Annotated in this window: 13 protein-coding genes; 6 read left to right on the top strand and 7 right to left on the bottom strand. The window is 52.6% G+C overall.

From position 1 onward, the window contains the following. Window positions 1-38: 38 nt before the first annotated feature. Together C8N40_RS17820 and C8N40_RS17815 are read right to left on the bottom strand one after the other, a co-directional pair. Window positions 39-434: a GtrA family protein gene (locus tag C8N40_RS17820; RefSeq protein ID WP_108213161.1), complete on the bottom strand. Its 396-nt coding sequence runs from the start codon at window positions 432-434 to the stop codon at window positions 39-41. A gap of 123 nt (window positions 435-557) precedes the next feature. Then, window positions 558-980: a hypothetical protein gene (locus tag C8N40_RS17815; protein WP_108213160.1), complete on the bottom strand. Its 423-nt coding sequence runs from the start codon at window positions 978-980 to the stop codon at window positions 558-560. Between the two features lie 266 nt (window positions 981-1246). Between C8N40_RS17815 and C8N40_RS17810 the strand changes: the two genes are divergently transcribed. Then, a complete protein-coding gene (locus tag C8N40_RS17810; protein WP_245905178.1) occupies window positions 1247-1795 on the top strand; it encodes a hypothetical protein in 549 nt (182 codons plus the stop codon). 72 nt (window positions 1796-1867) lie between these two features. Here C8N40_RS17810 and C8N40_RS17805 read toward each other — a convergent pair whose 3' ends face one another. Continuing rightward, window positions 1868-2530: a porin family protein gene (locus tag C8N40_RS17805; protein ID WP_108213158.1), complete on the bottom strand. Its 663-nt coding sequence runs from the start codon at window positions 2528-2530 to the stop codon at window positions 1868-1870. Between the two features lie 192 nt (window positions 2531-2722). Here C8N40_RS17805 and C8N40_RS17800 point away from each other — a divergent pair, with 192 nt between their 5' ends. Beyond that, complete coding sequence (locus tag C8N40_RS17800) at window positions 2723-3178, top strand: nucleoside deaminase (protein ID WP_245905177.1); 456 nt, start codon at window positions 2723-2725, stop codon at window positions 3176-3178. Between the two features lie 78 nt (window positions 3179-3256). Beyond that, complete coding sequence (locus C8N40_RS17795) at window positions 3257-3865, top strand: superoxide dismutase (protein ID WP_108213157.1); 609 nt, start codon at window positions 3257-3259, stop codon at window positions 3863-3865. A 242-nt stretch (window positions 3866-4107) separates the two neighbouring features. Here C8N40_RS17795 and C8N40_RS17790 read toward each other — a convergent pair whose 3' ends face one another. Next, window positions 4108-6309 carry a protein-disulfide reductase DsbD family protein gene (locus C8N40_RS17790; protein ID WP_170114146.1) on the bottom strand — a complete coding sequence of 734 codons (2202 nt, stop codon included), beginning with the start codon at window positions 6307-6309 and terminating at the stop codon, window positions 4108-4110. A gap of 426 nt (window positions 6310-6735) precedes the next feature. Here C8N40_RS17790 and C8N40_RS17785 point away from each other — a divergent pair, with 426 nt between their 5' ends. Together C8N40_RS17785 and C8N40_RS17780 are read left to right on the top strand one after the other, a co-directional pair. Continuing rightward, entirely contained in the window at window positions 6736-8052 is a 1317-nt protein-coding gene (locus C8N40_RS17785) for a hemolysin family protein (RefSeq protein ID WP_108213156.1), read from the top strand. A 3-nt stretch (window positions 8053-8055) separates the two neighbouring features. After that, complete coding sequence (locus C8N40_RS17780) at window positions 8056-8514, top strand: hemerythrin domain-containing protein (RefSeq protein WP_108213155.1); 459 nt, start codon at window positions 8056-8058, stop codon at window positions 8512-8514. 796 nt (window positions 8515-9310) lie between these two features. Here C8N40_RS17780 and C8N40_RS17775 read toward each other — a convergent pair. After that, window positions 9311-9829: a gamma carbonic anhydrase family protein gene (locus tag C8N40_RS17775; protein ID WP_108213154.1), complete on the bottom strand. Its 519-nt coding sequence runs from the start codon at window positions 9827-9829 to the stop codon at window positions 9311-9313. An 84-nt stretch (window positions 9830-9913) separates the two neighbouring features. Then, window positions 9914-10891 (bottom strand): radical SAM protein, encoded by a 978-nt coding sequence (locus C8N40_RS17770; RefSeq protein WP_108213153.1) that lies wholly within the window; start codon window positions 10889-10891, stop codon window positions 9914-9916. Between the two features lie 521 nt (window positions 10892-11412). Between C8N40_RS17770 and C8N40_RS17765 the strand changes: the two genes are divergently transcribed. Beyond that, a complete protein-coding gene (locus tag C8N40_RS17765; RefSeq protein WP_108213152.1) occupies window positions 11413-12021 on the top strand; it encodes a porin family protein in 609 nt (202 codons plus the stop codon). Window positions 12022-12136: 115 nt separating this feature from the next. Here the strand turns inward: C8N40_RS17765 and C8N40_RS17760 are convergent, their stop codons facing one another. Continuing rightward, the gene (locus C8N40_RS17760; RefSeq protein WP_108213151.1) at window positions 12137-13663 is read right to left on the bottom strand and encodes an AbgT family transporter; all 1527 of its coding nucleotides are present in this window, start codon (window positions 13661-13663) and stop codon (window positions 12137-12139) included. Window positions 13664-13775 lie beyond the last annotated feature (112 nt).

The following is a 13775-nucleotide window of genomic DNA, read 5'->3' as shown; positions in this document are numbered from 1 at the left end:
TACCACTTCTTCTCAATCCTGAATACAGACACAACTACCTACCTGGTAAAAGTATACAGGTAATTAATAAAGAAATTCCAGAAGAAGACGAGTACGATGGCGATAAATTTAGAAACGTAGAAATTGAGCCGGGCGCGCTCAGTGAGCAGGTAAATGATGAAGTTGTTGAGCAGCAGGCCCACCACGGCAGCGGCCAGGAACTTGGAGTATTGCCAGCCGATCTCAGGGTCGTGGCTGTGGAAGGTCCAGATGCGGTTGAGGTAATAGTTGCTGCAGGTAGCCAGCAAGAAACCCAGGCTGTTGGCCACATACTTGTTCCAGCGCAGCTTCTCCTTTGCCAGATAGGTTACCCCGAAGTCCAGCAGCAGGCCAGAGAAGCCAACCAGGCCAAATTTAAGGAACTTGAAAAAGAGGCTCTGTATACTGTCTGACATGCGGTTTATACTTTGCAACTCCGCACCGGCTACAGGGCGGAATTGCAAAAGTAACAGACTTAGGGCAAGCTACCAACCCTTAAATCCAAAGCCGGGCCTTTACCGCTTCGTCAGCATAGCCGCTTACTTGAACAGACCGCCCAGCTTATCTTTCAGGCCGCCGCCCATCAAGCCGCCCAGCAGGTCGCTGTCCTTCAGGTTACCGGCACCGGCCTGGCCTGCTACCTTTTGCATGATAAAGTTAATGGCGAAGGGGGCAATCTGGTTGGCAATGTTCTGAGGAATACCCAATTTCGAGGTCAGATCACCCACATACTTGTTGATGATGTTGTTGGTGGCGCTGCTGTCGGCGGGAGCCTTGTTGCCTTTCAGCACGTCCAGCAGGCCTCCTGTGTCCCCACTTCCGGCACGTTGCTTCAGCTCATTCACCACGCTTTCCTTAGCCAGGTCAGCGGACTGGTTCGCCTTTTCAGGCTCCAAGTTAAACTTGCTTTGCAGCTCTCCGGTAAGCTGGCCTTTCAGGTTGTTAATCAGGTTTTCAATCATCGTTTTATACTTTATCGCTGCTAAACAGAATTATACTTTAAAGATACGCCCCTCCCAAACTATCCTGCGGAAACTGCTGTTAGTCATGCAGCTATAGCACCGGGATGTATCTTAAAAGTATAACGGCAACGACCGGATAAAGATGTTTGCAGCTGCAGCCATATTTAAAGTATAAAAGCGGCCGAATTGGCAAAGTTATTGCACCTGAAAGTATACATCCCTTTTCCTTAATATTTGATAGCTTTGCTCTGTATATACCAATGAACATGCGTTACCTAGCCTTTTTAGCCATTATTCTGATAGCCGGTGCTACCTTTGCCCAAACCAAACTGAAGAAAACCCAGATCAGCAAAGAGGTAAGTGTGCTGCTGCCCCAGGACTTTATGCCGATGCCCGACGATGGCATTGCCCGTAAATACCCTGCCACCACGCGTCCGCTTGCCGTTTATACCAGCCCTAATGGTCAGATAGACTTCAGCGTGACGCAAAGGCCTTCGCAGTTTAAGGCCGGGGACCTGAACATGCTGCGCGAGTTTTACAAGGCAAACCTGCTGGAGCGCTTCACCAAGGTGGATTTTATCCGGGAGGACGTAACGAATGTGAAGGGGAACGACTTTCTGGTTTTTGAGTTTGTGAGCACCCTGGCCGATGAGCGCGGGGCGTCTAACCTGGCACCCGTGCAGAAGTATAGCATCATCCAGTACACCATCAAAAACGACCAACTCTACATCTTTACCCTGCATGTGCCGTTCAGCCAGAAGAACAGCTGGCAGCCTACAGCGCGCGAAATGATGAACTCCATCACCATAAAATAGGGCTACTGACCAAAGTATAACACAAAGCCCTTCCTCAAACAGGAAGGGCTTTTTTATGCATCAAGAGCTTAATTATTTTTCCTTCAGGTCAAAGTCTATCAGGTAGCCAAGCGTGAGGCTGGCGTTCTGGTTTTTAGAGGACAAAGCATCTGATGCTCTGCTAAAGATGTCGTGCAGGCTGTGTTGCCCCCTGGCCTCCAGCTGAAAACTGCCAAACGATGTCTTCTGCACCATGCCCAGCCCCACTGCCAACCCATACTCGAAGGAGTTGTCAACGCTCCGGAACTGATACCCGGTATCCGGTTCCTCCTCCCCTTCCACTACCTCGGGTTTGCCGCTGGCCTTTTCGCCCGAAATAAGATAAGCGGCATAAGGGCCAAGGTTTACAATCAAGCGCGTGTTTCTGTTGCCGATGGTTACGTGCGTCAGGAGGGGCACCTCCACATAATCCAAGGAGCGGGAGTAGGAAACTCCAGGCCTCAACCTTTCGGTCCACCCTTTCTGCACGTAATTCACCTCCATCTGAACGCCTACCCTGCGCTGGGCGACATGCTTTATAATGATTCCACCGGTATATCCCTGCAGGAACTCCTGGTCTTTGGCGGGTTCGAAGTTGAAGCGCGAATAGGAAACACCGCCTTTGATCCCTACACTCAGTTCTGGTGTGAAGTCTTTCTGTGCATAGGCAGGAAAGGCAGCCACTGTCAGTAAAAGTATAACTATCGCCTTTTTCATACTTTAAGCTTGTTTCAGGTTACTCAATCGGCACACACGCACTGGTAAAAACACAATCCCTTCAGGCAAAATAATAATTTATGCCTAAAGCTCTCATAAAAAGCCTTAAATCCTACAAGTCCTGCGCGTAGCAACTCCGTAGGCTAGTATAGTATACTTGTATTTTATACCTGATGTGCTCATCTTTACCCTATGGCAACAGATTTTTTATCCATCCACAGCGATGAGTATTACATGCAGCAGGCATACCGCCAGGCACAGTATGCCTACGAGGAGGGCGAGATTCCGATTGGGGCTGTGGTGGTGGCCAACAACCGCATTATTGCCAAAGCCTATAACCAAACCGAGAAGCTCAACGACGTGACGGCCCACGCCGAGATGCTGGCCCTGACGTCCGCCGCCGAGTACCTGGGCAACAAGTACCTGCACGACTGCACGCTTTACGTAACCGTGGAGCCCTGCGTGATGTGCGCCGGCGCGAGTTACTGGGCACAGCTAAAACGGGTGGTGTTCGGAACATCTGAGCCCAAACGCGGTTATAGAAGAGTAGGGAATCTACTGCACCCTAAAACAGAGATGGTAAGCGGCATTATGGCGCAGGAGTGCGCCGACCTGATGGCCTCCTTCTTTGCGGCTAAAAGAAATTAACTAACTTTGAAGGGACGCCGTACATCTCATTTGCATGTATGTCAATCAAATTTTTTAACCATAAAATTATATAAAACTATGGCTTTCGAACTTCCGAAACTACCTTATGCTTACGATGCACTGGAGCCGCACATCGATGCGCGCACAATGGAAATCCACCATACAAAACACCACCAGGCATACACCGATAACCTGAACAAGGCAATTGCCGGAACGGAGCTGGAAGGTAAGTCTATCGAGGAAATCATGACGAGCATTGATGCCGATAACAAAGCGGTTCGCAACAACGGTGGCGGTTACTACAACCACAACCTGTTCTGGACCATCCTTTCTCCGAACGGTGGCGGCCAGCCATCCGGCGAACTGGCAGAGGCTATCAACTCGGCTTTTGGTTCTTTCGACCAGTTTAAGGAAAAATTCAACGCGGCTGCGGCTACCCGTTTTGGCTCTGGCTGGGCCTGGCTGTGCGTAAAAGATGGCAAGCTGGAAATATGCTCAACCCCTAACCAGGACAACACCCTGATGCCGTTTGCAGAAGGATGCGGTGGCCAGCCTATCCTGGGCCTGGACGTATGGGAGCACGCTTACTACCTGAACTACCAGAACCGCCGTCCGGATTACATCAACGCTTTCTGGAACGTGGTGAACTGGGAGGAAGTAACCCGCCGTTACAACGAAGCGAAGTAATTTCGGCGTATCCCGATACTCGTATCAAGTATCAAGACTATATGCAAAAATCCTGACCAGAACTGGTCAGGATTTTTGTTTTTAGACCTCGCGGAGTGCGCAGTTCCCGCAAGCGTCTGGCAAAGTATAGCTAACCCTACCGAGGCTCATTTGCCTTCACCGAGTTAGTCCTTAAAGTATAAATCCCTGTTGCAGCCATGTGCTGCAACAGGGATTTATACTTTATACTTTATACTTTCTATCTACTTTCCGGCCATCTGGTGCTTGTTATTGTAAGCCTCCACGCCGGCGTCGAGGAACTTCACGAAGTTATTGACATTCAGATCATAGGCAGTGGGCTTTACCAGCACGTTCTCGTTCTCGTCCATCAGTACATAGTATGGCTGGGCGTTTACGTTAAACTTGGTGATCTGATAATCGGCATACTTCCGGCCTATCGTTTTCTTCAACTTGCCATCGTACGGGCTCACATACTGCTCGCTTTCAGGCAGTTCGGTGCGGTCATCTACATACAGGGCGGCAATTACGTAGTTCTCCCGCAGGCGCTTCAGCACGGCCGGGTCTGACCATACGTTCTGCTCCATCTCGCGGCAGTTCACGCAGCCGTGGCCGGTAAAGTCGATAAAGATGGGTTTGCCTTGCTCGGCAGCGCATTTTTTGGCCTGCTCCAGGTCGAAGTAGCCCTGTAGCCCGTGGGGCAGCTGCAGGAAATCGCCATACTTTGGCGTCTCGCAGAGTTCGTTGCTGGCGGCAACCACAGCTGTACTGCCTCCTGCGTTCTGCCTTACAATCTTGTTGATATCGAAATCCTGCGTGGTTTGTGGCGGCAGGTAGCCGGAGAGCGCCTTCAGCGGGGCACCAAACAGGCCCGGGATCAGGTACACTACAAAACCAAAGGTGATGATGGCGAAGAACAGGCGCGGTACGCTGATATACTTCACCTCCGAGTCGTGGGAGAACTTGAGTTTGCCCAGCAGGTAGAAGCCCATCAGCGTGAAAATCACAATCCAAAGGGCCAGGTATACTTCGCGGTCCAGCAGCCCCCAGTGGTATACCTGGTCGGCCACGCTCAGGAACTTGAGCGCCAGGGCCAGCTCTATAAAGCCCAGCACCACCTTCACCGAATTCAGCCACCCACCGGATTTCGGCAGGCTGCTCAGCCACGACGGGAACACGGCAAACAGGGAGAAAGGCAGGGCAAAGGCCAGCGAGAAGCCGAACATGCCCACAATCGGGCGGATGGTCTCGCCGCCGGCAGAGGCCACCAGTATACTTCCCACAATCGGGCCGGTGCAGGAGAAGGAAACCAGCACCAACGTGAAAGCCATGAAGAACACGCCAATCCAACCGCCCTGATCTGCCTTGGCGTCGATTTTAGTCAGCCACGAGCTAGGCAGCGTAATCTCGAACATGCCGAAAAACGACATGGCAAACACTATGAAAATGAGGAAGAACAGCACGTTGGGTAGCCAGTGTGTGCTCAGGAAATTGGCTCCGTCGGCACCGAAAAGCCGGGCCACAATGGTACCCACCAACGTGTAAATGGCGATGATAGACAGGCCGTACACCAGCGCTTTCAGAATTCCCTGCGCCCGGCTGCCGCTGCTGTTGGTAAAAAAGCTCACCGTCATGGGTACCATCGGGAACACGCAGGGCGTCAGCAACGCTAGCAGCCCTGATCCAAAGGCAATCAGCAAAAATGCCCACAGGCCTTCGTCAGCGGTGCCTTCAGCTGCATCGGGTATGGCCGAAATGGTCTCGGGTGTATCGTTATCATTTGTAGTCGCTGCAATTGCCGGAGCTGCAGCCGTATCGGTATCGGCAGAAGCGGCGGCGGCAGTGGCCAGGTCCGGCACTTGCGCAGGTGCAGCATCCTGCTGTTTAGTAGGCTCCTGTGGTTGTTGGGTAGCAGCTTTTGCCTCAGGCTGCGTGGTTGGTTTTGCGGCCGTGCCGCTTACCTTTATCTGGCTATTGGAGAACGTGAACGTATCGTCAAACGGGATGCACTGGCCGGTAAGGTCGGTACAAACCTGGTACTCATATTCGCCTTTTACCTGCAGATCGGGCTGCAGCACCCTGATTTTCTGGCGGAACTGGGCAGTGCCCACAAAGTAGGTATACTCCCCCTCCCACAGCTCATCATACTTCTTCTTGGGGTTAACGGGCTTTATCTTGCCCACCAACTCGTAAGAAGGGTGCTTGGCGAAAGAGAACGTCGTGACCATCGGGCCCAGGTCCGGGTCAAAGTCAGAGGAGTAGAGGTACCAGTCTTTGTCGATTTTCACATTAAAGATCAGTTCCACCTCTTCGCCCACGGCCATTTCCTTTTTAGAAACGTCATAGCTCCAGGTAGCAGGTTTGAGTACCTGCGCCTGCACCACAAAGGCCATCATAAAAAACAGCCACGTGGTCAGCAGCTGCTTCGGGGTGATACGTCTAGTCATCATATGTATACTTTACAGGGCAACCATAGCCGCCTGCTTTGCTGTCTTGAGCTTAATTTGGCAATACAAAAGTATGCAATTTATACTTGCGGCTCTATCGCACCCGGGAGATGTTTGCTAAACAACCGCTTTGGCGGCCCTAACGTTGGCTCTTCTGCCACAAATAACCGGCCATAATTCGGCTGCGCTATGAGCGTAACACTTTAAACCGGTTTTCTGTCCCCGCGAAGTATAAACACCTGGCCGGGCCGCAGGTTTTGCACCGGTACTCCCTTAAAATTTAATGAGTAGAGAAGCGCCTCTTACAGCCCTGCTGGTGCCGTTGGTCGTAAAATATAGTACCCTCAGCATATACACATGTAAAACGAGCACGTATTTTACTAATTTTACGGCTTTGCTGATACAACACGGCGAAAAACATACAACATGGTCTTCGATATACTCCTGACGATATTTCTTGTACTGCTCAACGGCTTTTTCGTGGCGGCAGAGTTTGCCATTGTAAAGGTGCGCGCCTCGCAGATAGAGCTCCGGGCGCAAACCGGAAGCGCCGCGGCCAAGCTAGCGCAGCACATGCTCACCCACCTTGACGCTTACCTTTCGGCCACGCAGTTGGGTATTACTTTGGCCTCGCTGGGCCTGGGCTGGATTGGCGAGAGCGTGGTGGCGAAGCTCGTGATCAACGTGATGCACACCTTTGGCTTTCAGGGGAGCGAGGCGCTGGCGCACACCATCGCGCTGCCCATTTCCTTTGCCATTATCACCGTGCTGCACATTGTGTTTGGCGAGCTGGCCCCAAAATCCCTGGCCATACAGCGCTCTGAGCCTACCACCCTGGCCATTGCGTATCCGCTGCGTTTCTTCTACATCCTTTTCAGCCCGTTTATCTGGCTCCTGAACGGACTGGCCAACATGGTGCTTCGGGCCATGGGCATACAACCCATGCACGGGTCTGAGGTGCATACTGCTGAGGAGCTGCGCCTGCTCTTTGAGCAGAGCGTGGAGGGCGGCGCCATACAGGACTCCCACCACGAGCTCATCGAGAACGTGTTCCTGTTCAGTGAGCGTATGGTGAAGCAGATCATGGTGCCCCGCACCCGCATGGTGGCCGTGGATGTAAACATTCCGGAGCAGGAGTTGATGGAGATTATCTTTAACGAAGGCTACTCCCGCCTGCCCGTGTACAGCGGCAACATCGATAATATTGTAGGTATACTTTACGTGAAGGACATCCTGAGCATTTCACGCCAAGGCAAGGCTATTGTAATAGAGGATCTGATGCGCCCTGCCTACTTTGTGCCGGAAACCAAGAAAATCAACCGCCTGCTGAAGCAGTTCCAGCGCCGCCACCTGCACATGGCCATTGCCACCGATGAGTTTGGCGGGGTGTCGGGTATCGTCACCATTGAGGATATTATCGAGGAACTGGTGGGCGAGATTCAGGATGAGTACGATGAGGAAGCTCCGATTGTAGAGCGCCTGAGCGACTTTGAGTATAAGGTAAATGGCTCGGCTGCCGTGTCCGACGCCAACGATTACTTGCCTTACCCCTTGCCGGAGGGCGAGGATTATGAAACGATTGGCGGCCTGCTGAACGTGATTTACGGGCAGATTCCGGAGAACCTGAACGAGACCACCACCTTTAACCAGTACCTGGTGCGCATCCTGGAGAAATCGGACCGCCGCGTGGAGTGGGTGCTGCTGACGGTGCGTGAGGAGGATCGGGAGGAAATACGCGGTTAACGAATGAAACGCCACGAGAGCCTTATACCGATCTCGCGCCAGCACCACGCGGGCCTGCTAACGGCCAGGTTGCTGCAGCATGGCGCGCCTGCCTACAAAGGAATGCCCACCACTCCCACTACAAAGCGTGCTTATGTGCTTACCTTCCTGCAGGAGCACCTGTTGCCGCATTTCAAGCTGGAGGAGGACACAGTATTTATACTTGCCGCGGACTACTCGCAAGCACTAAAAGAGCAGGCGGAGGCGCTGCAGTCGGAGCATCGCCAACTGGAGCGGCTTATACTTGCCCTGCCCGGTGTGGCCGAAGGTGAACTGCCCGATAAGTTGCATGAGGTAGGGGAACTGCTGGAGCAGCACATCCGCCAGGAAGAGCGCGTTTTCTTCGAGATTGTGCAAGAGCAGCTGCCGGATGAGAAGCTGGCGCTGCTGCAACAGCGGGTGCTGCAGCATTTGGAGGGTTGATTTATACTTTATCTTCTGTCATTCTTTTCTGGCGCAAGCGTCCGCTTGTGCCTTTCCCTCCTTCTGGCGCAAGTCTTCAGACTTGTGTCCTACTATGGTGTCAAGTTTGCAACTTGACTGGCTTGAAAAGCCATACTCTGTACTTTGTCCATACTTTATACTTTGGCTATACTTTTATACTTGTCAGTTTATACTTCCATAGCCGTCGCTTCCTGTAATTGGACACAAGCTATCCTCTCTAGCCACCGTTCATCCTCTAGTTCACATAAACCTAACGTTGCACCTCTGGCTTTGGAACTCTCAAGCCCGAGGGGGCTCGCCTTGGGGGAAGGGGCCCTCGATAAGGGCATCGCGCTGCTTTCGCTTCCTGCCCTCGTACCTCGGGCTGCCTTTCAGGCACCGGAACCTCTCGAGGCGCTCAACCCAAAGGCTGGGAACAGGTTCGATAGCCACTGCTACTGCTGTCATCTCGACCTTTGGGAGAGATCTATACAGAATTCCAGATAGATCTCTCGCCCTGCTCGAGATGACAGAGAGAGTAGCAAGTATAAACTGTCCCCTTGAGGACAAGTGAGAACGGGAGTTCGAAACTTGCGAGCAAAGCTCAATAGGGGTGTAATCATTTGCTGAGTCCCATACTTTGTAGGGACAGGTCGCGACCTGTCCGCGCGAGAACTGTCGCTATAAAACTTATACTTCAGCCAGAGTAACTACAGGCTCCCCTCCTTGGCTAAGGAGGGGCTAGGGGTGGTTGGACCCGGCACTACAAAACCTTTCTCTAGTTCTTAAAAGAGAATCACCCCTTCCCGCTGAACCAGCTGCTGTACATTACATAATTATTCGCTGTTCTGGCGAGGCCTTCGATTTGCTCCTGGCTCAGCTGCTTTACCTTGCGGGCTGGTATGCCTGCATAAATCCACCCTGACTCGCAGACGGTGTTTTCCAGCACGATGGCACCTGCCGCTACAATGCAGTTCTGCTCCACCACGGCGTTATCCATCACAATTGAGCCCATGCCCACCAGCGCGTTGTCATGCACCGTACAGCCATGCACGATGGCGTTGTGGCCAATGGAAACATTATTGCCGATGGTGGTCGCAGCCCGCTCGTAGGTGCAGTGGATCACGGCCCCATCCTGAATGTTGGTCTTGTTGCCGATCCGGATGCTGTTCACGTCGCCGCGGATAACGGCGTTGAACCACACAGAGCACTCATCGCCCATCACCACATCGCCCACAATGGTTGCGTTTTCGGCAATCCAGCAGCCTTCGCCCATCTGCGGCCGCACACCCTTAACCGGAAGTATAACTGGCATAGTTTAAGTTAAAAAGTTAGAGAGTTTAGGAGTTAGAAAGTGAAGCCACTAAGCTCCTGATACAGCAAAAGTAAGAGTTAAATATCAAATCAGCCTCTTCCAGGTACCTTTGAGGTAGTTATACTTCAGGGTGCTGGGGAGGGCTTTCCAGAAGTAGGTGCTCAGTTCTGTGGCGAAGCTGGGCTGCATGTAGCAGTTGATGGTGCAGCCCTCGCAGGCCGGCAGCCTTCCCTCCTGCCGCTTCAGCGCCTCCACCTCCTGGCTTAAGTATAAAGCGTAGAGGTTGCCGCTAATGGGGAAGCTCTGGGTGCCCAGGTGGTAGCAGGGAAGTATAAGTTCGTTCTCCGGAGAAATCACCAGCGTGGTGCTGGCGGCCCGGCACACGGGCTTGGCTGTTTTGTTGCCCCCGTCCAGGCGCAGCTGCACAAAGCCCTCGTTCAGGTATACTTGCCTGCGCTTGCCAAACTCGCTCAGGTAGTGGAGTTCTTCGGGTGTCAGCTGCTCGCCGGTCTCCACCTGGTTGTACTCAAAGGCCGGGTTAAGTATCAGCACCAGCTTGTTCGGAAGTATAATCTTCTGGTACACCTCCTCCAGTTGGTGCAGGTTGTGGCGGAACACGGTGAACAGAATATCCGGCCGCTCGCCCAGCTCCCGCGCCACCTTAATCGACTCCATCACAAAATCGTAGCAGGCCACGCCGCGCCCACGGTCATGCTCTTCCTTGTCGGCTGAGTCGAGGGAGAAGTGCAGCATGTCTACCTTGCCCTTCAGGCGCTGGGCCAGCTTGGGGTAGAGCATGGCGTTGGTGGTGAGCGTGGTGATAAAGCCCATCTCGTGTGCCATGCCCAGCATCTGGTCTATCTGGCGGTGCAGCAAAGGCTCGCCGCCGGTAAAATCGATCACCTGCACCCCCAGCCGCTTCAGGTCGCGCAGGTTCTGCGCCACATCCTCCAGCGTGATGTAAGGAGAGGGCCGCTCCCAGATATCACAAAACGAGCACTTTGCGTTACAGCGGTAGGTAACGTAGTAATTGCAAAGTACCGGCTTCGATCTCAGGCGCATGTTTGGAAGTATGGTGGGCTCAAAAGTATAAATTATGCTTGAAGTATACGGCATCAACGCCTAAATGAATCTGCCAGCCCTGTTTTAGCTCCTGCCAAATGGCTGCGCCTGGATTAGTAGAAAATCTCTTTAGGAGTAGTGCATAGCAAATCTGTCACCCCCAACTTTCTAACTCCCTAACTCTTTAACTTTCTAACTCTTTAACTCCTAAATGTTTTTTGTAGGCCGAATCAGGATGTTTGTCTAAGAAAAGCTGAAAGTAAAGCCATAAAACAGGCTGTTCGTATAAATCCGCAGCTGCGTGTAAATTTAAAAGGCTATCTTTGTGGCATAAGCCAAAAGGGGAAGTTTTGTTTAAGGTGAGATGTAAATAAAAAGAATCCCATTCCTGTTTTCTACTACCTAAAAAGGAATTTGGCATACAGCCGCCCCCTCCCCGGGGGCGGCTTTTTTTATGTATTATCGTATACTTTAGTTCGTTAGAACAACGTCAGCCTTCCGACCAATAAATTTTGAAAGCTATGAGAAAGACTATTTTGACGATGATAGCTGTGCTGGCGATAAGTATAACGGCCCAGGCACAGCTCTTTCAGGCAGGTGTAAAAGGCGGGGTAAGCTCCTCCAAGGTAAAGCTAAGCGATGTGCAGAACTCTCCGCAGCAATACGCTACGGCCGATAACATTACCGGCTACCACGCCGGGGCCTTTGTGCGGCTGCAGCTGCTGGGCCTGCTGCTGCAGCCCGAAGCCATACTTGCCACCTCGGGCGGTAAGGTAGAGGTAAAGGACGACCCCAACAGCACCCTGGTGCGGGTGGAGAAGTTTAAATTCGACCGGCTGGATGTGCCGCTGCTGGTGGGCTTTAACTTTCTGCGGGTGGCGCGCGTGCAGGCTGGCCCCGTGGCCTCCATGCTCCTGACGGCCAGGCAGGAAGGCCGCTCCATTAAAGATTACTACGACAACTCCGACTGGGGCTACCAGGTTGGTTTGGGCGTTGACATCGGTTCCATCACCCTGGACGCGCGTTACGAGCGCATCAACCGCGACTTTACCAACACCAGCCAGCTAACCGACGGCAAAGTACGCAACGAGCAGTTTCTGGTGAGTTTAGGCCTGAAACTGGTAAAGTAGAAACCAGCACACTGAAAGCAAAACAGCCGCAGGAGCATCAGTTCCTGCGGCTGTTTCAATTTTTATACTTTGAAAGAACTCCTTTGTCTTTTGTCAAAAAGTCCTTTGTCTAAAACTAAGGCATGTACAGGTTCGCGCCCGGACCGATAGGCAGATCCAGCAAAATCCAGATGATGAACAGGATAACCCAGCCAATCAGGAACACAATAGAGTATGGCAGCATGGTGGAAATAACCGTGCCGATACCGGCTTTCTTATCGTAGCGCTGGATAAAGGCCACAATCAGGGCGAAGTACGACATCATCGGGGAGATGATGTTGGTCACGCTATCGCCGATGCGGTAAGCCACCTGCGTAAACTCCGGCGTGTAGCCCAGCAGCATAAACATCGGGATGAACACAGGCGCCATAATAGCCCACTTGGCCGAGGCCGATCCCATAACCATGTTAATAGAGGCCGCCACAAGTATAAACATGATCATCAGCGGAATGCCGCTCAATCCCATTGTTTTCAGCGTGTCGGCGCCATTAATAGCCAGGATAAGGCCCAGGTTGGTCCAGTTGAAATAGGCTACGAACTGCGCAGCGAAGAACACCAGCACAATGTAAGAGCCCAGCGTTTCCATCGACTTGGACATGCCACGCATCACGTCGCTGTCGTTTTTGATAGTTTTGGCCCCGATGCCGTAGGCAATACCAGCCACCCCGGAAAGTATAAAGATAAAGGCCACAATACCCGACATAAACGGCGAGTTAAGAATGTCACCGGTTTCCGGGTTGCGCAGGTAACCGTTCTCCGGAATCAGGCCGCCAAGTATAAAAGCGATCATCAGTAGGATGGAGATGGTGGCATAAAGCAGGCCGCGCTTCTCCTGTGTGTTCAGGCGGTCTATACTTTCCGGCTTCTCATCGCCGTCATACTCGCCAAGCCTCGGTATCACGATTTTCTCCGTCACCCAGGTACCAAGTCCCGCCACCACAAACGTGGATACGAACATGAAGTAATAGTTGGCGGCAGGGTTCACCATATAGTTCGGGTCGATGATACGGGCAGCCTCCGTGGAAAGTCCTGCCAACAGCGGATCGATGGTACCCAGCAGCAGGTTGGCACTATACCCCCCTGATACACCGGCAAAAGCCGCCGCCAAACCAGCCAGTGGATGACGCCCGGCAGCCAAAAAGATAACGGCCGCCAGCGGCACCAGCAGCACATAACCCACCTCGGAGGCTGTGTTAGAAATCACGCCCGAGAAAACAATTACAAACGTAAGCAGGCGCTTCGGCGACGACAGCACCACCAGCCGCAGCACCGTGCCAATCAGGCCCGTTCCCTCGGCAATACCAATACCCAGCAACGACACCAGTACCGTACCCAGTGGGGCAAAATCGGTGAAGTTGGTCACCATGCGGGTCAGGATCATATGGAGCCCCTCTGCGGAGAGCAGGTTAACAGGTGTTACCGTCTGGCCTGTGCCGGGGTGCACCACGGCCATGTCAAACTGGCTCGCCACCCACGACAGAATCACCACCAGCAGCGCAAAGCCTGCAAAGAGCGTGGCCGGGTGCGGCAGGGCATTGCCAATGCGCTCCACTACCGACAGGAACTTGTCCACGCCTGATTTTTTCTTCTGTACTTGTGTCATATAAGGGTTGAGGTTGATTAGTTTCTCGCACAGGCTGGCTGCGTGAGGTGTTCGGCTGTAAAAAAAAGTTTTCGAAGATGGTTAAAAAATGCCTTGTTCGCAAATCTTGCTT

Source organism: Pontibacter mucosus (assembly GCF_003054055.1).
Taxonomy (GTDB): domain Bacteria; phylum Bacteroidota; class Bacteroidia; order Cytophagales; family Hymenobacteraceae; genus Pontibacter; species Pontibacter mucosus.
This window is presented reverse-complemented; position numbering and strand designations above follow the sequence as displayed.

Bases quoted from the DNA above. Each gene is read 5' to 3' on its own strand.
- C8N40_RS17820 (WP_108213161.1), bottom strand. From the start codon at position 434: ATGTCAGACAGTATACAGAGCCTCTTTTTCAAGTTCCTTAAATTTGGC.
- C8N40_RS17815 (WP_108213160.1), bottom strand. From the start codon at position 980: ATGATTGAAAACCTGATTAACAACCTGAAAGGCCAGCTTACCGGAGAG.
- C8N40_RS17810 (WP_245905178.1), top strand. From the start codon at position 1,247: ATGCGTTACCTAGCCTTTTTAGCCATTATTCTGATAGCCGGTGCTACC.
- C8N40_RS17805 (WP_108213158.1), bottom strand. From the start codon at position 2,530: ATGAAAAAGGCGATAGTTATACTTTTACTGACAGTGGCTGCCTTTCCT.
- C8N40_RS17800 (WP_245905177.1), top strand. From the start codon at position 2,723: ATGGCAACAGATTTTTTATCCATCCACAGCGATGAGTATTACATGCAG.
- C8N40_RS17795 (WP_108213157.1), top strand. From the start codon at position 3,257: ATGGCTTTCGAACTTCCGAAACTACCTTATGCTTACGATGCACTGGAG.
- C8N40_RS17790 (WP_170114146.1), bottom strand. From the start codon at position 6,309: ATGACTAGACGTATCACCCCGAAGCAGCTGCTGACCACGTGGCTGTTT.
- C8N40_RS17785 (WP_108213156.1), top strand. From the start codon at position 6,736: ATGGTCTTCGATATACTCCTGACGATATTTCTTGTACTGCTCAACGGC.
- C8N40_RS17780 (WP_108213155.1), top strand. From the start codon at position 8,056: ATGAAACGCCACGAGAGCCTTATACCGATCTCGCGCCAGCACCACGCG.
- C8N40_RS17775 (WP_108213154.1), bottom strand. From the start codon at position 9,829: ATGCCAGTTATACTTCCGGTTAAGGGTGTGCGGCCGCAGATGGGCGAA.
- C8N40_RS17770 (WP_108213153.1), bottom strand. From the start codon at position 10,891: ATGCGCCTGAGATCGAAGCCGGTACTTTGCAATTACTACGTTACCTAC.
- C8N40_RS17765 (WP_108213152.1), top strand. From the start codon at position 11,413: ATGAGAAAGACTATTTTGACGATGATAGCTGTGCTGGCGATAAGTATA.
- C8N40_RS17760 (WP_108213151.1), bottom strand. From the start codon at position 13,663: ATGACACAAGTACAGAAGAAAAAATCAGGCGTGGACAAGTTCCTGTCG.